General features: G+C 58.3%; 17 protein-coding genes. 8 read left to right on the forward strand and 9 right to left on the reverse strand.

The window, feature by feature from the left end:
• The first annotated feature begins 53 nt into the window (after positions 1-53).
• The 3 genes from K3556_RS08985 to K3556_RS08995 all read left to right on the forward strand — a co-directional run bounded on the left by K3556_RS08985 (position 54) and on the right by K3556_RS08995 (position 2,256).
• On the forward strand, positions 54-419 hold the full coding sequence (locus K3556_RS08985) for a helix-turn-helix transcriptional regulator (protein ID WP_260516465.1): 366 nt from the start codon (positions 54-56) through the stop codon (positions 417-419).
• A gap of 137 nt (positions 420-556) precedes the next feature.
• Positions 557-1,615, forward strand: coding sequence for a YeeE/YedE family protein (locus K3556_RS08990; RefSeq protein ID WP_260516466.1), 1,059 nt, complete (start codon positions 557-559; stop codon positions 1,613-1,615).
• A gap of 146 nt (positions 1,616-1,761) precedes the next feature.
• Positions 1,762-2,256 (forward strand): flavin reductase family protein, encoded by a 495-nt coding sequence (locus tag K3556_RS08995; RefSeq protein WP_260516467.1) that lies wholly within the window; start codon positions 1,762-1,764, stop codon positions 2,254-2,256.
• A gap of 33 nt (positions 2,257-2,289) precedes the next feature.
• Here K3556_RS08995 and K3556_RS09000 read toward each other — a convergent pair whose 3' ends face one another.
• On the reverse strand, positions 2,290-2,703 hold the full coding sequence (locus tag K3556_RS09000) for a hypothetical protein (RefSeq protein ID WP_260516468.1): 414 nt from the start codon (positions 2,701-2,703) through the stop codon (positions 2,290-2,292).
• A gap of 167 nt (positions 2,704-2,870) precedes the next feature.
• On the opposite strand from K3556_RS09000, the gene K3556_RS09005 reads away from it, so the two are divergent.
• Entirely contained in the window at positions 2,871-3,884 is a 1,014-nt protein-coding gene (locus K3556_RS09005; protein ID WP_260516469.1) for a hypothetical protein, read from the forward strand.
• A gap of 92 nt (positions 3,885-3,976) precedes the next feature.
• On the opposite strand, the gene K3556_RS09010 is transcribed toward K3556_RS09005, so the two are convergent.
• Together K3556_RS09010 and K3556_RS09015 are read right to left on the reverse strand one after the other, a co-directional pair.
• On the reverse strand, positions 3,977-4,183 hold the full coding sequence (locus K3556_RS09010; RefSeq protein ID WP_260516470.1) for a cold-shock protein: 207 nt from the start codon (positions 4,181-4,183) through the stop codon (positions 3,977-3,979).
• A gap of 222 nt (positions 4,184-4,405) precedes the next feature.
• Complete coding sequence (locus K3556_RS09015) at positions 4,406-4,819, reverse strand: VOC family protein (RefSeq protein WP_260516471.1); 414 nt, start codon at positions 4,817-4,819, stop codon at positions 4,406-4,408.
• A gap of 180 nt (positions 4,820-4,999) precedes the next feature.
• Here K3556_RS09015 and K3556_RS09020 point away from each other — a divergent pair, with 180 nt between their 5' ends.
• Positions 5,000-6,292, forward strand: a complete 1,293-nt coding sequence (locus tag K3556_RS09020) for an O-acetylhomoserine aminocarboxypropyltransferase/cysteine synthase family protein (RefSeq protein ID WP_260516472.1) — start codon at positions 5,000-5,002, stop codon at positions 6,290-6,292.
• A gap of 71 nt (positions 6,293-6,363) precedes the next feature.
• On the opposite strand, the gene K3556_RS09025 is transcribed toward K3556_RS09020, so the two are convergent.
• Positions 6,364-7,065 carry an SIMPL domain-containing protein gene (locus K3556_RS09025; RefSeq protein ID WP_260516473.1) on the reverse strand — a complete coding sequence of 234 codons (702 nt, stop codon included), beginning with the start codon at positions 7,063-7,065 and terminating at the stop codon, positions 6,364-6,366.
• Between the two features lie 188 nt (positions 7,066-7,253).
• On the opposite strand from K3556_RS09025, the gene K3556_RS09030 reads away from it, so the two are divergent.
• Positions 7,254-10,160 carry a hypothetical protein gene (locus K3556_RS09030; RefSeq protein WP_260516474.1) on the forward strand — a complete coding sequence of 969 codons (2,907 nt, stop codon included), beginning with the start codon at positions 7,254-7,256 and terminating at the stop codon, positions 10,158-10,160.
• Between the two features lie 77 nt (positions 10,161-10,237).
• Here K3556_RS09030 and hppD read toward each other — a convergent pair whose 3' ends face one another.
• The gene (gene hppD, locus K3556_RS09035) at positions 10,238-11,335 is read right to left on the reverse strand and encodes a 4-hydroxyphenylpyruvate dioxygenase (RefSeq protein ID WP_260516475.1); all 1,098 of its coding nucleotides are present in this window, start codon (positions 11,333-11,335) and stop codon (positions 10,238-10,240) included.
• A gap of 141 nt (positions 11,336-11,476) precedes the next feature.
• Here hppD and K3556_RS09040 point away from each other — a divergent pair, with 141 nt between their 5' ends.
• Positions 11,477-11,938, forward strand: coding sequence for an Lrp/AsnC family transcriptional regulator (locus K3556_RS09040; protein ID WP_260516476.1), 462 nt, complete (start codon positions 11,477-11,479; stop codon positions 11,936-11,938).
• Between the two features lie 24 nt (positions 11,939-11,962).
• On the opposite strand, the gene cobT is transcribed toward K3556_RS09040, so the two are convergent.
• On the reverse strand, positions 11,963-12,982 hold the full coding sequence (gene cobT, locus K3556_RS09045) for a nicotinate-nucleotide--dimethylbenzimidazole phosphoribosyltransferase (RefSeq protein WP_260516477.1): 1,020 nt from the start codon (positions 12,980-12,982) through the stop codon (positions 11,963-11,965).
• A gap of 80 nt (positions 12,983-13,062) precedes the next feature.
• Here cobT and cobS point away from each other — a divergent pair, with 80 nt between their 5' ends.
• The gene (gene cobS / locus K3556_RS09050) at positions 13,063-13,851 is read left to right on the forward strand and encodes an adenosylcobinamide-GDP ribazoletransferase (RefSeq protein ID WP_260516478.1); all 789 of its coding nucleotides are present in this window, start codon (positions 13,063-13,065) and stop codon (positions 13,849-13,851) included.
• Positions 13,852-13,912: 61 nt separating this feature from the next.
• On the opposite strand, the gene K3556_RS09055 is transcribed toward cobS, so the two are convergent.
• The 3 genes from K3556_RS09055 to K3556_RS09065 all read right to left on the reverse strand — a co-directional run bounded on the left by K3556_RS09055 (position 13,913) and on the right by K3556_RS09065 (position 15,487).
• Positions 13,913-14,428 (reverse strand): CarD family transcriptional regulator, encoded by a 516-nt coding sequence (locus tag K3556_RS09055; protein WP_260516479.1) that lies wholly within the window; start codon positions 14,426-14,428, stop codon positions 13,913-13,915.
• A 299-nt stretch (positions 14,429-14,727) separates the two neighbouring features.
• Positions 14,728-15,063, reverse strand: coding sequence for a ferredoxin FdxA (gene fdxA / locus K3556_RS09060; RefSeq protein WP_248365160.1), 336 nt, complete (start codon positions 15,061-15,063; stop codon positions 14,728-14,730).
• A gap of 49 nt (positions 15,064-15,112) precedes the next feature.
• Positions 15,113-15,487, reverse strand: a complete 375-nt coding sequence (locus tag K3556_RS09065) for an RNA-binding S4 domain-containing protein (RefSeq protein ID WP_260519210.1) — start codon at positions 15,485-15,487, stop codon at positions 15,113-15,115.
• Positions 15,488-15,536 lie beyond the last annotated feature (49 nt).

The following is a 15,536-nucleotide window of genomic DNA, read 5'->3' on the forward strand; positions in this document are numbered from 1 at the left end:
ACGATGCGTCTATAAGACTTGCAGATAGCGGTATCAAAGAAAAGGAACCGACCATGGCATTGCCTGTCATCCGCGAGGATATGACGAGCGACGAGCTCGACAAGATGATGACCAGCGCCTGTGACGCCTCGACCCTTCTGAAGGCGATCAGCCACGAAGGGCGATTGATGATCCTGTGCCATCTGGTCACCGGCGAGAAATCCGTGACCGAGCTGGAAAATCTTTTGCACGCCCGTCAGGCGGCTGTTTCACAACAGCTTGCGCGCCTGCGTCTGGAGGGGCTGGTGACGCCGCGCCGTGAAGGCAAGACTATCTTTTATTCTTTGACCGATGAACGCCCTCGGCGGATACTCGAAGTGATCTACGAGTTGTTTTGTTCTGTGGGCGAGCCTGCGGACATCCAAAAAGCAGCCGAATAGACTACTTTACCCAGTGCCGCCACGCAGACGCTTGCGCATCGCACAGCGACCGCCGGGACTAGACCACAGCGATATTGGACACGAACCGCATCGCTCGTGCCTTTCGGTGTCGCGCCAAGAGACAGGAGCATTCACCCATGTTCGACTGGATCAGTGACGCAAATCTAACGGCTTTGATCGGGCTTGTTGGCGGCGTGCTTCTGGGGTTGTCCGCGCGGCTTGGCCGGTTTTGCACCTTAGGCGCAATCGAAGACGCCCTTTATGCGGGTTCATCCCTGCGGCTGCGCATGTGGGGCATTGCCATCGGCGTCGCTATGATCGGCACCCATTTGTTGATCGGTGCCGGGATGCTGCCGACAGAAGAGGCGATATATCTCCGTCTGGGCTGGAACCCTTTAGCATCGATCGTTGGTGGACTGCTGTTTGGCTATGGCATGGCCTTGTCGGGAAATTGCGGGTTTGGCGCGTTGGCGCGACTTGGCGGCGGCGACCTGCGCGCCTTCGTGATCGTCGTCGTTATGGGTCTTGCAGCTTATGTCGCGATTTCGGGTCCGCTTGCGCAACTGCGTATCTTGGCCTTCCCGGAAACGCCCGCCGACCCAACCGCCCTGCCCTCAATCTCGGTAAAACTGGCGGACATGCTGGGCCTGACAGCGCCCACCATTGGGATTTTAATCGGCGTGATCCTGACCCTTGCCATGTTCTCAAGCAAAGAGATGCGCCAAGCCCCAACCGAGGTATTCTGGGCCACCATCGCCGGGTTTGCGGTGGTGATCGGCTGGGGTGGCACGGCATGGGTCTTCGCCAACGGGTTCTCGGCAATCCCCGTGGAAAGCCACACCTATTCTGCGCCATTGGGCGACACGATGATTTACCTCATGACCTCATCCGGCTCGGCGCTGAATTTCGGTGTGGGCAGCGTGGCCGGCGTGTTGGCCGGGGCCTTTATTGGCAGCCTGTTCAAGGGCCACTTTCGCTGGGAAGCCTGCGAGGACCCGCGCGAGCTGAAGCGCCAGATGGGCGGCGCTGCAATCATGGGGCTGGGGGCTGTGATTGCCTTTGGCTGTTCGATCGGGCAAGGCCTTTCAGCTTTCGCAATCCTGTATTACGGCGCACCGGTCACCTTCCTTGCGATCATCGCCGGCGCGGCATTTGGCCTGCGACAGCTGATTTCGGGCTTCGCGGTCGCTGAATGACCCCCGGGCAATAGGAAAATCGCCAAGACAACTTTTCTCACCTGCATTCGCTCTTTTCACTTTCCGGTCTGCAAGTTAGGGTCCGCCCCTGAAACGACCCGGTTGTCTGCAATCGGCGATAAAGGATGACAGGAAACCGCAGGGTCATGACCGATTTCACGCCAAGCCCGGATCACGCAGGCGCATTCCGCGCAGCCCTTGGGCTGTTCACCACCGGCGTGACGCTTGTCACCACCAAGACGCCGCGCGGGCCATTGGCAATGACCGTGAACAGCTTCACCTCAGTCTCATTAGATCCGCCTCTGATTTTATGGTGCCCGGCCAAAGTGTCCGCCCGCCACGACGCCTTCGTCGAAGCCGAACATTTCGCCGTCCATCTGCTGTGTGATGATCAGGTCGAGGTCGCCCGAAATTTTGCCCGCCAAGGCGAAGATTTTTCCGAACTGAGCTGTCGTGAGGATTTCCATGGCGTACCGGTCATCGATCCGTGTCTTGCGCGCTTTGACTGCACGACCGAAAAGGTGGTCGATGGCGGCGATCATTCAATCGTTATCGGTCGGGTGCAACGGGTGGCCGCCAATGACGGCAAGCCATTGACCTTTCATGCCGGTCAGTTTGGCGGTTTCGACGGGTCGAATTAGTTCGCAACTCCACCCTTCGCGCGCCCAACGGGGTCAGGGTGTCATGATCTGCGCGCGCTCATAGCTTGTCGTCGCTTCGGCACCGTCATCAAACACAAGCCGAACAGTCACCATCTCAATCGAATTCAGGCCGAACTCCAGATAAGGAAGTTTGTCCACGACCTTTATCGCATTGGGTTGCGCTTCATCCTCGTAGCAGGGTTCGGCGTCATACTGCTGTTCCGCTTCGCCATTGAGCGAATAGTGGATCTGAGCCAGACCGCAGCGCCACGCCAGCAAATGCGTGAAGTACAGAAGGTCTTTGCCATCATATTCGCGGACCGCGACCCAACTTCCTTTTGTCGCATCCAGAATGGGGCGCACTTCGTCGGCTGTCGTGAAATTTTGCGCCAGTGCGGGCGGCGTCAAACTCATCATCAAGACAGTAGCAATCGCTGTTCTATACATCCTCAGCTCCTTCAAGCCAAACTCGATAAACCAAACTTTACAATAGGCTGGGTCGATCTGTGGACAAGATACACCAAACCCCGCAAAGGTCTAGCGGTTGAAACGCTTTCAGACTCGACCGCTTCCTGACTATACTGATCAAAATAAGAAGAGCAGGCAAACCACTGATGGCCAAAACCGGACGGAAAACGGCGAAGTCGCGCCCCGATTTCAACATCCTTATTGTCGCACAAGCCGGCAGATTGTCTTACGAGGCACTCTTATTCGCGGCCACTCTGCGCCAGTCGGATCCAGATTTCGGCGGCCGGTTGATCATCGCGGAACCCCAACCCTCGGACCGCTGGCCGAACGATCCCCGCATCAAGCCGCATATTCGCGAGGCCCTGGAAGCGTTAGGTGCCGAGATTGTATCGTTTGAAAACCGCCATTTCGGTCACGACTACCCCAATGGCAACAAAATCGAAGCGTTGCTAGCCATGCCGGAAGGTGAGCCGTTTGTGTTCTTCGATACCGACACGGTGATCACCGGAAAACTGTCCGAGGTTGCGTTTGACTTTGATCGACCTTCCGCCTCGATGAAACGTGAAGGGACATGGCCCAAGGTGGAACTCTATGGTCCGGGCTACGGCGAGACCTGGAAATCCCTTTATGACAAATTTGGCCTCGACTACGACGCGTCGCTGGATCTGAGCCATCCTGACGAATACTGGCAACGCTATATGTATTTCAACGCAGGCTGGTTTTTTGGCACCTGTCCCCGCACGTTTGGCCAAAGGTTTCTGGATTACGCTCTGGCGATCCGCGACGACCGGCCGGACACGCTGGTCTGTCAGGAGCTGTTTCCGTGGCTCGACCAGATCGCATTGCCGCTTGTGATTTCAAGCTTTGGCGGGGGGCGTCCGGGCACAGAGTTGGACGGGCTGGATGGCGACGTGACCTGTCATTGGCGCATCCTGCCGCTGGCTTATGCCCGCGAAGACGACAGTGTTATCGACACCATCGAAACCGCCGCAGCCCCCAACAAAATAAAGAAAGTCCTGAAAGAATATGATCCGATGAAGCGGATGATTTTTCAGGGGCGTGGCCAGAAGGTTCGCGCGCTGTTTGACCGCGACGCCCTGCCCCGACGCGAGCAAAAGATCCGCAACCAGATCAAGCGTGAAGGGTTCTGGATGCGGTGATGCGGCATCGCGCGCGCAAAAGAAAAAGGCGCATCGTTTCCGATGCGCCTTCTAAGATCGAAGTAAGCTTCGACCTTAAAGGTTGTAAAACCTTACGCCAGAGCGATGTTCGACGCGCTTTCACGGCCGTCACGGCCGGGCTCGATGTCGAAAGTCACTTTCTGGTCGTCTGCAAGGCCGGTCAGACCAGCACGCTCAACAGCAGAGATGTGTACAAACACGTCTTTGCCGCCGCTTTCGGGTGCAATGAAGCCAAAGCCTTTAGTTGCGTTAAACCATTTGACGGTTCCAGTAGCCATCGTATTTCTCCTAGTTAGTCTGCCCACGTTATGCGGCAGGTCGGCAAAGTCAGTACAAGATCGAGAGACTGAGCCTTTAGGAGCAGTGTAGTCGATAGTGGTAACGTCGCAGGCGTTACATGGGGCTCATTCGTTAGAAATACAAGGGTTTTTCTTGCAAGGCACTTTTTCGGTGGAAATCAGCGTATCTTGAGAGGCGGCGTCGCCGCGATTTTGCCCAAACTAGCCCGCAAACACCTGCGCCAGATCCCTAAACCCTTTAAATTCGATCGGATTGCCGGACGGATCGTGAAAAAACATCGTCCATTGTTCACCGGGTTTACCTTCAAACCGAACCGTGGGCGGAATGATCCACGCGGTGCCATGTGCCTCAAGCCGGTCGGCCAGCGCGCGCCAGTCATCAAAGCCAAGCACTACACCAAAATGCGGCATCGCCACCATATGCGCCCCGACTTTTCCGGTGCGCGCTGTTTCAAACGGCTGGCCAAGATGCAGGCTTAACTGATGACCGAAGAAGTTGAAATCCACCCATGAGTTTGTTGATCTCCCCTCCGCACACCCCAACAAATCGCCATAGAAAGCACGCGCGGCGTCCAAATCGGTCACGTTGATGGCAAGATGAAATGGGGTCAGCATAGCGTGCTCCGGAACAAGGTTCTGAAAACTTTATCAGAGGGCGGAAAAAAGACCAGCAGACTGGCCCGGATCAAACGTAGTTCCAATCTCCGCACGCCTATCACACCCGCAATGCAACTCCCGTTGATGCGCTGCGCCCTTTCGCCTAGCCTGCGCGCAACAAAAACGAGGGAGACAACCATGTCCGACGACCGCCAACTGGGCTTTGACACGCTGCAAATCCATGCAGGGACCGAGCCTGACCCGGCCACCGGCGCCCGTCAGGTGCCGATTTACCAAACCACGGCTTACGTGTTCAAAGATGCCGAGCACGCCGCGCGGCTCTTCAATCTGGAAGAAGTGGGCTTTATTTATTCGCGCCTGACCAATCCGACTGTGGCCGCGCTGCAAAACCGCATCGCCGCGCTTGAAGGTGGCGCAGGTGCTGTTTGCTGTTCTTCGGGTCACGCGGCCCAGATCATGGCACTGTTCCCGCTGATGGGTCCGGGCAAGAATGTCGTCGCCTCGACCCGGCTCTATGGCGGTTCAATCACCCAACTGAGCCTGACCATCAAACGTTTTGGCTGGGAAACCAAGTTCGTTGATTTCGATGACGAGGCCGCCGTGGCCGCTGCCATCGACGACAACACCCGTGCCGTGTTCTGCGAATCCATCGCAAACCCCGGTGGCTATATCACTGACATTCCAGCGATTGCTGCGATTTCTGACAAAGCGGGCGTGCCGCTGATCGTCGACAACACCTCGGCCACGCCTTACTTGTGCAACCCGATCTCTCTTGGTGCCACCTTGGTTGTGCATTCAACCACCAAATACCTGACCGGCAATGGCACGGTTATGGGTGGCTGTGTGGTCGATTCCGGTAAGTTCGACTGGATGGCATCCGACAAATTCCCGTCGCTCAGCCAACCCGAGCCTGCCTATCACGGTCTGACCTTCGGTGCAGCGCTTGGCCCAATGGCGTTCACCTTCCATGGGATCGCAATTGGCCTGCGCGATCTGGGCATGACCATGAACCCGCAAGCCGCGCATTATACGCTTATGGGCATCGAAACCCTGTCGCTGCGGATGGAAAAACACGTCGCCAACGCCGAAAAAGTTGCCAATTGGCTTGAGGCCGACCCGCGTGTCGATGCGGTGACCTATGCCGGCCTGGACAGCTCGCCCTATAAATCGCGCATGGCGACTGTTTGCCCGAAAGGCGCCGGAGCCCTGTTCACCGTCGCGGTCAAAGGCGGCTATGACGCTTGTGTCAAGCTGGTGGATAGTCTGGAGCTGTTCAGCCACGTTGCGAACCTTGGTGACACGCGCTCGCTGATCATCCACTCGGCTTCAACCACCCACCGGCAATTGTCGGAAGAGCAGCAGATCGCAGCCGGTGCCGCCCCCAACGTGGTCCGGATTTCAATCGGAACCGAGGATGCCGCGGACATCATCGCCGATCTGGATCAGGCACTGGCAAAAGCGACCGCCTGACCGTGATCACTGCCAAAAAAAGAAAGGCCGCCATTTAGGCGGCCTTTTTATTGTTTTGAAGGACTTGAAGGCTACTCTTCACCCAATTCAAACACCATGGTCACACTCGATCCTATCTCAAGCTCGCCTGCCGCGACGGGCATGTCCGACTGAACGGCCTCCATCGCCATGCGACCATAGGCAGGCGCAGGCACGTTGCCGCCGCCTTCTTGGATCGAAACGATCGACCCCAGCGTCACCCCGGCGGCCTCGGCCAGCACATTTGCCCGTGCCATCGCGTCCTTCACCGCATTGGCACGCGCCTCATCTTCGGCAGGCTGGCGATCTTGCAGGTCAAACTGCAATCCATTCAATTGGTTAGCGCCATCAGCTGTGACCGCCGACATGATCGGACCAAGCTGGCTGAGGTCGCGCACACGCACCGTAACCATCGTGCTGGCAATAAACCCTGTCAGCTTTGCTGGACCCTCTGAATTGCGGTTATAGTCATACTGCGGCGACAGGTTCACCTGAGAGCTTTGCATGTCGCGCGGCTCGATCCCCACCTCGGCAAGGCGAGCAAAAATAGACTGTGCAATACTTGCCACCTCATCAAGCGCAGCCCCGGCCTCGACCGCGTCTTTTGTCACGCCAAGGCTGATCCGAGCCATATCCGGTTCCACCTGAGATATGCCATGCCCCGTGACCGACAGTCGCGCATCCATATCACCATCCGCCAAAACGGGGGATGAAAGCGCCATCAGAAATCCAAAAATCGCAATCGTTTTCCGCATGTTAGTCTCCTGTTTTGGACACTCTGCGCCGATCTTTGCCGGACACAAGGTCGTATCCCATCGCCCCTTTTCATGAGCGAAATCCTGCTGTAGTTTCAAAGAGGTGCGTCCAGCCAGTGGGCTGTATTCGTATGCTTTAGGGGGCCCGGAATTTTCCCGGGAGGGGTCATTACAGGACGACAGACGGCATGAAGCCCAATTTTGCGCTTGATCTTAGCCATGACGGCATCGGTCTTGTCCACCGTGGTAAGGGTGGATGGGCACTGGTGGGCGAAGTGTCTTTGGATCATCCAGACCTTGCAAGCGGGCTTGACCTGTTGCGCCGAAAGGCCGCTGATCTCGAAAGCGGCGGGTTTTCGTGCAAGCTGATCATCCCCGGCTCTCAACTGCTTTTCACCAGCGTTACGGCACCCGGCCCAGATGACGTGACCCGCGAGGCGCGGATTCGTGAAGGGCTTGAGGGGCTGACGCCTTACAACGTCGAAGATCTGGTCTTTGACTGGCGTGCCGACCCCGTGGAAGACGGCATGGTTCATGTGGCCGTGGTCGCGCGTGAGACACTGGAAGAAGCCGAAGCCTTCGCCAACGATCATAACCTGAACCCGATCAGCTTTGTGGCGCGCCCTTCGGGCAGCTTCTCTGGCGAAGCGTTCTTTGGCCCGGTCCAAAGCAACGCCGTGACCGCCGGGGCAACCGTTTTACGTGACGACGCATCCGTTCCCGACATGCTGGGTACGATTTCCCAAGGGAAGCCATCAAGACCTGACCCTGCCGATGACGACACACCGGTGAGCCCGCCGCAGAAAGGTGCCACAGACACGCGCGCCCTGCCCGAGCTTGCACCGTTTCCACCAACCCCAGACACACCAGCGGCGCCACATGCGACCAAAGCGGCTTCGGACATGCCAGCGACGCAGCAGGATGTGCCGGCTGCTTTGACGACGCCAAAGCCAACGCCTATCGAATTGTCGTCGCCTGCGGAAGAACCAGCGCCTGCGCTGAAGCCAGAACCGGCGCCAGCCACACAACCCTCGCCAACGCCAGTCGCGGACAGATCGGCGACCGGCACTGACGATGACAAAACGGCGACGGCACCAGCCACAGCCGAAGACGAAAAAATTTCCGGGATTGTGCCGCCGCCGCCTGCTTTGGTCTCAGAGCCCCCGTCCGCACCTGCGGCACCAACCTTCTCGTCCCGCCGCGTTGACGATCCGACCGCTACGCCCGCTGACGACGACCCAGATCCCGTTGAAATCGACATCAAGCCGCGCCTGTCATTCGGCGTTGATCGCGAAGCTGCGGATGGAAAAGCCCCCACCGCGCCGCCACCCGAAGCACCCAAAGCCGCTGAAAAGTCCGCGCCACCAGAACCCGTGCACGTACCCGTCACTGCGCCGATCGCTTTCGGTGGTGAACCTGCGCCCAAAACCGCTGGCCCCGAGGTAAAACCCAGCGCCCCACCCAGAGATAGAAAAAGTAACGAAAAACTATCGGTTGCGGCCCGAAAAGGCGCAGCCGGGCTGGCCTCTGCCGCCGATGCCGCGGGCAAACTCGGGCGCAAGGCCGCAAAGAAAATCGAAGAGCGCCGTCGCGAAAAGGCAGATCAACCCAGCGAGGCCCGGACGAAAGTCAAGATCCCGATACTTCGCAAACGGCCGGCCGCAGGCGAGCATGACGCAGCGGACACGGCCATTGCCCCACCGCCAAAACTGACCAAAGGGGATCGGCCGCACAGATCGCCCAAAACACCGTCGCCACGCGCCCGAGAGGCCGAAACGATGACTGTTTTCGGGGCCCGTCGTCCGCAACAGATTGGCGGCAAACCGAAATATCTCGGCTTATTCCTTGTACTAGGACTGCTGCTTCTGATGGCGGTTGTCGCAATCTGGTCATTGTTTTTTCTGACCGACAGCACTGCGTGGCTGTTTCCTCAGCGCGAAGACCAGTTCGAAGCTGCCATTTCTGCCGATCCCGAAGAAGTTGCGGACGAAAGCGAACTGGATACCCTCGATGCGGACCTTGCGGATATGGCGGACACCGCGCCACAGCTGAACAATGCCGGCGATCCTATGACCCCCGAAGCCGCACAGGCCCGCTATGCGGCCACCGGCATCTGGCAGCGCGCGCCCGAACCGTTGAGCGACCCTCAGACCAATGATCTCGACGACCTTTATATCGCCTCTATCGACCCGACGACCGGCGCGCAGGACGCGGTCGCCCTGCCAAAGCCAGACCTTACTCTCAGCGCCGCCAACGGGCTCAATACCGCTGCGCCACCGCCGCTTGGCACGACGTTTGCGCTGGACAGCAATGGACTGGTCGTGGCCACGCCAGAAGGCGCACTGACCCCGGATGGCGTTCTGGTCATCGCTGGCAAGCCGACTGTGGTGCCAGCCCCGCGCCCTGGCAGTGAAATCCCAGAGGTGGTGGAACAAGACACCGTCGACGCCGCACCGACCCTGCCCCAAATTCGCCCGCGCGCGCGCCCAGAAGGTCTGATCGAGGGCAATGAACGGCTACAGCTTGGCGGGCGAACCCGAACCGAGCTTGCTGGACTACGCCCCCGCGTGCGCCCGACCACACCGCGCGCCGCTGCACAGGCCGCAGCCATCGTTGCTGCATTGGATGCCGCCGCTGAGGACAACGATGTGGCAGGGAACCCGTCAACAGCGGCCATTATCGACCCAACCAAACTGGCGATTGCATCCTCGATCGAGCCGCGCCACCGCCCATCCGGTTTCAACAAGATTGTCGCTCGGACCAATGAAGCACGTGCCGATGCATCCGATGGGTCAGTTGCGGTCGCCGCGGCCTCTCCACAGCAAAGTGTAACGCCCAGCATCCCAACCCGCGCTTCGGTTGCAAAACAGGCCACCATCAAAAACGCGATCAACCTGCGCAAGGTCAGCCTGATTGGGATCTACGGCTCGGCTTCGTCGCGCCGCGCGCTGGTTCGCCTGTCTTCGGGGCGGTATGTGAAAGTCGGCGCGGGCAGCCGGTTGGATGGTGGCAAAGTGCTGTCGATCTCGGCATCGGCACTGGTCTACAAGAAGGGTTCGCGCACCATCACTTTAGAAGTTCTTCCGTTCAGCTAAGAAAAAGAAAACGCCCGGCAGTTTGACCGCCGGGCGCATCGTTTTCTGTTAGTCAGGTCGTTGCGGGCAGCAACAAGTCAGGCGACGTCGCCCAACTCTCCTTTTTCAATCTGCTCGCGTTCGATGCTTTCAAACAAGGCTTTGAAATTGCCTTCACCGAAGCCATCATCACCTTTGCGCTGAATAAACTCGAAGAAGATCGGCCCAATCACGGTTTTTGAGAAGATTTGCAGCAGGATGCGTGTTTCGCCACCTCCGACAACACCCTCTCCGTCGATCAGAATGCCGTGCTTCATCATCTCGTCTTTGGGTTCTTCGTGGCCGGTCACCCGGTCGTAGGACTGATCGTAATACGTCTCATTCGGGCCGGGCATAAACTTCAACCCACGGCGCGCAATCTCGTCGACCGAGCCATAAATGTCCTCGGTGCCGACGGCGATATGCTGAATGCCTTCGCCTTTGTATTTCTCAAGATAGGCGACGATCTGGCCTTTCTCGCCACGATCCTCATTGATCGGGATGCGGATTTTACCGCAAGCCGAGGTCAACGCACGGCTAAACAGCCCACTATGCTTGCCCTGGATATCAAAGAAGCGGATTTCTTCGAAGTTGAACAGATCGCCATAGAACCTGAACCACACATCCATGTTGCCCTTGAACACGTTATGCGTCAGGTGATCGAGATAGTAGAACCCAACCCCTTTCGGGTGCGCGTTTGAAATCCAGTCAAATTCGTCATTATAGGCGCTGGTATCGAAATACTGGTCGATGAAATAGATCAGCGACCCGCCAATGCCGTAGATCGCCGGAACGTCCATGGCTTTCCCGTCGCCCTCGTATGGCTTGGCTCCCATCTTCACCGCATGATCAAACGCATGCTGCGCGTCGACCACGCGCCAGCCCATAGAGGGCGCGCAGGGGCCGTGTTCGGCGATGAAGTCCGCCGCGTGGCTGCCGGGTTGGATGTTGATCAGATAGCTCACATCGCCTTGCTGCCAAAGCTCGATTGTCCGGGACTTGTGGTTGGCGGTGTGTTCAAATCCCATCTTGGCAAACAGGTCGCGCAGCTCTTGCGGTTCCGGATGGGCAAATTCGACAAACTCAAACCCGTCCGTACCGGCGGGGTTCTTTTCGCTGATTTCAGCGCGCGGGGCATCATGTGGAAACGGACCCATGTGGCTCACTCCTGTTTGTTCACGTGTTAGGAAACGAGTATCCTGCATTTCGATTGAAAAAACTGCGCATTGATTGCATAGTTAACCGAAGATTTCGCGCGCTTTGCGCATGAAGCATAGTTTTCTGCGGGATATACGCATATGGACGAGATAGATCGGAATCTGCTTAAAGCGTTGCAACAGAACGCACAGATGACTGCGCAGGAATTGAGCGAGACACTGAACCTGTCGGCCAGTCAGGCGGGACGCAGACGACAACGGCTTGAGGATCAGGGCTATATTCACGCCTATGCCGCGCGGCTGGACCCAGCGCGCATTGGACTGCACGTGCAAGCGTTCATGCAGGTGCAGATGGAAAGCCAGTCGCCGGAGTCCGCACGTTCTTTTCTGCGGCTGGTCAAGTTGCGCAGCGAAATCACGTCGGTTTGGACCCTGACGGGCAATTCAGATTACCTGATGCGCGTTTATTGCAGCGACCTTGGCGCGCTTAACGTTCTGATTCACGAGGTTTTGCTGCCGCATCCGTCAGTCGCGCGGGTGCAAAGCCAGATCGTTCTGGATCAGGTCAAACAGGATGCGCCGCTGCCGACCGACCACGGGTGACCTGAACAGGAAAAACGGCTCGGCTTACGCGTCCGACACGCCCGCCTCGGCAAAGGTGGCCATACCGGAATGGCACGCCACCGCGCCTTGTAAAATGCCGATGGCCAGCGCCGCCCCCGAGCCTTCCCCCAAACGCATTCCCAGCGACAGAAGCGGCTGCATCCCCAATGCCTCCAAAACACGTTCGTGACCAGCTTCGGCCGAGTTGTGGCCCGCAACAGCGTGGTCCAATGCGCTCGGTGACATCGCTTGAAGACACGCGGCAGCGGCAGAACAAATAAACCCATCAATAATGACCGGGATGCCCTCAACACGGGCCCGCGCAATCGCGCCACCCATCCCGGCCAGCTCGCGCCCGCCTAGACAGCGCAGCGCCTCGGCTCCATTGCCCTTGGCTGAGGGGTTCCTGGCCAGACCTTCGGCCACCACGCGCGCTTTCAGGGCAACACCCGCATCATCCACGCCGGTGCCGCGCCCAACCCAATCTGCCGCATCGCCGCCAAACAGCGCGTGTGCGATGGCGGCGGCTGAGGTCGTGTTGCCGATGCCCATCTCGCCCGTGACCAGCAGGTCAGTTTCCGGGTCCACAGCGTTCCAGCCCGCCCGCAGCGCGTCGATCACCTCGTCCTCGCTCATCGCCGGGCCTTGGGTGAAATCGGCGGTTGGCGTGTCCAATGACAAAGCGTGCACGTCCATCTTGGCCCCGAAGGTCTTGGACAGTTGGTTGATCGCCGCGCCCCCATGCTGAAAGTTCATCACCATCTGTTCTGTGACTTCTGCGGGAAAAGCCGAAACGCCCTGCGCAGTAACGCCGTGATTGCCTGCAAAAATAATGACCTGCGGCGCGCTGATTGTCGGGCGTCCTGTCCCGCGCCAACTGCCATACCAGATCGCCAGATCTTCAAGCCGTCCCAGTGCGCCGGGGGGTTTGGTCAGCTGGCCATTGCGATCCTCAGCGGCGGCACGGGCCTCCGCATCGGGTCCGCGCGCATCCGCAAGCAAAGCTGCGAACGTGGCAAGCGTGGTAAATGGCGTCGTGGTCATGGCGTCGTTCCCGATTGATTCCCGTTGCCACCCTCTTTACCCATGGCCTTGGGACACAACCAGACCGCAAAAGACTAAATATGACCAAAGACGACACTCAGGCCACCGACAGCATTGCCTTGGCGACGGTCACGGATATTCCTGCCGCCCTTGGATTGCTGACCCGGCTGCCGATCCGGTTGGATGCCGATCAGGCGCAGCGTCGCGGTGCGCGATCCGCCTGGGCGTGGCCTTTGGTCGGTCTGATTCCCGCGGGTTTGAGCGCCATCTTCGGCTTTGTTGCGCTTCGCCTTGGCGTCCCCACCCTTGGCGCAGCCGGGCTCGCGCTGGTGGCGCAGGTGATGATCACCGGCGCGATGCACGAGGACGGCTTGGCCGACACCGCAGATGGGCTGTGGGGTGGGATGACCCCGGCGCGTCGGCTGGAGATCATGAAAGACAGCCACATCGGCGCTTTTGGGGTGATCGCGCTGGTGCTGTCCTTGCTGCTACGCGCCGCACTGCTCGCCGCGATCCTGCCCGGCGACGGCGCGTTTTGGGCGCTGTTGGTGACCGGCGTGATCAGCCGCGCGCCGATGGTTGCGTTGATGTCTGTCATGCAAAACGCGCGCCAAGCCGGGTTATCACAATCGGTTGGACGCGTTCCGTCCCAGACCGCGTGGTTGGCACTGGCGAGTGCGGGGGCGATTGCTTTGATCCTGACGCCCTATGCGGTTCTCGCTCTGCTTCTGTGGACCGGTCTGGCCGTGGTGATCCTTGCAGGGCTGGCACAATCCAAGATCGGCGGCCAAACCGGCGACATTCTAGGCGCAAGCCAGCAAGTGGCCGAAATCGCCGCGCTGGCGGTCTTTGCGGCTTTGCTGACTTAAGCCAAAAGAAAACCGCCGCCCAGATGATCCGAACGGCGGTATAATCTTTTAAATGTTAGGTTTAGGCAGCAGCCGGCGCCCGCGATTGCAGCACGTCACCGATTTTCTTCTGTGCGGCCAGTTCATCACCGCCACCAACAGCCGCGACTTCGCGTGTCAGACGCTCCAACGCAGCTTCATAAAGCTGACGTTCCGAATAGCTTTGCTCGCGTTGATCGTCGGTCCGGTGCAGGTCGCGCACAACCTCTGCAATCGCAATCAGGTCACCAGAGTTGATCTTTTGCTCATACTCCTGTGCACGGCGCGACCACATGGCGCGTTTGACCCGCGCCTTGCCCTTCATGGTTTTCATCGCATCGGCCACCTCGTCAGCGCTGGCCAGATTGCGCATGCCCACTTCGGTCGCCTTGTGGGTTGGAACCCGCAGGGTCATTTTGTCTTTTTCGAACGCAATAACGAAAAGCTCCAGCGATATTCCGGCGACTTCCTGTTCCTCGATCGAGACGATTTTGCCGACCCCATGGGCGGGATAGACGACAAACTCATTCGGGCGGAAATCCAGCTTTTTCTTGGTCATACGACGCATCCTTCGCGTAACTGTTAATTTTGTTTGTTAGGGCTATGCCTACTGACCGACCGACAAAAAACCCGCAGGGCACGCTAATACCCGTCGGTTGACTGTCATCTTTTGGATCATTTCACCAATTTTCGGTGTTGCTCGCCCCAACAAATTCACGGACATCATAGCACAAAAAACGACCACACGAAAGCGCGGCGACGCGGTGGTCAGGATTTCTGTTTTTATTTCTAACGCTTAACGGACTGACTGCCGGTCAAATACGGTGAAAAAGACAGGCTTTTTGATCCGTATTCGAATCACTGTTCTGCAGGCGCTTCCGAGAAGTATTTTTGCATTTTTCCCTCTTCCCCATCACGCTCCTCCGCGTCGGGCATCGGGTCTTTCCGCTCGATGATCACCGGCCAAAGTTCGGAATACTTGCGATTGAACTCAACCCAACTTTCGGTTCCCGGCTCGGTATCTGCACGGATCGCATCCGCGGGGCATTCTGGTTCGCATACGCCACAGTCGATGCATTCATCCGGGTGAATCACCAGCATATTCTCGCCTTCGTAGAAGCAGTCTACGGGGCATACCTCGACGCAGTCGGTGTATTTACAGGCAATACAATTGTCTAAGACAACATAGGTCATGTTGGCACCTCACTTTGGCTCACCGCCCCCAATATTGCAGGCAGAGCGATCAATCAAGGCATCCCCTGCGCGAAAGCAGTAAGCTGCGGCGATCTTTCTTCGTCGGGCGACCTTTGCGGTCATGTTTTGAGGCGGGCGCCACAGAATCAGGAACGGATTTCTCACCCACATCCGGTGGATCAAGGTCGTCGTAAAGCATTTGTGCTTCTGACGCCGGACCCCGCCGAGTCGACAGCTGCATAATTCGGACAACCCGCACCGCGCGCCCTTGCGGGAAGGTCAGCACGTCCCCGGCCCCGATACCGAAAGATGGTTTCGACACCTTGTCGCTGTTCACCCGCAAATGACCTGCCGCGATCAGCTTGGTCGCCAATCCGCGTGTCTTGAAGAACCGCGCGTGCCAGAGCCACTTGTCAGCGCGCATTTTCTGATCGTGCGGGCCATTCAAAGGGGCGGCATTACTGCCGCCCGTT

The sequence above is a fragment of the Aliiroseovarius sp. M344 genome, assembly GCF_025140835.1.
Taxonomy (GTDB): Bacteria; Pseudomonadota; Alphaproteobacteria; order Rhodobacterales; family Rhodobacteraceae; genus Aliiroseovarius.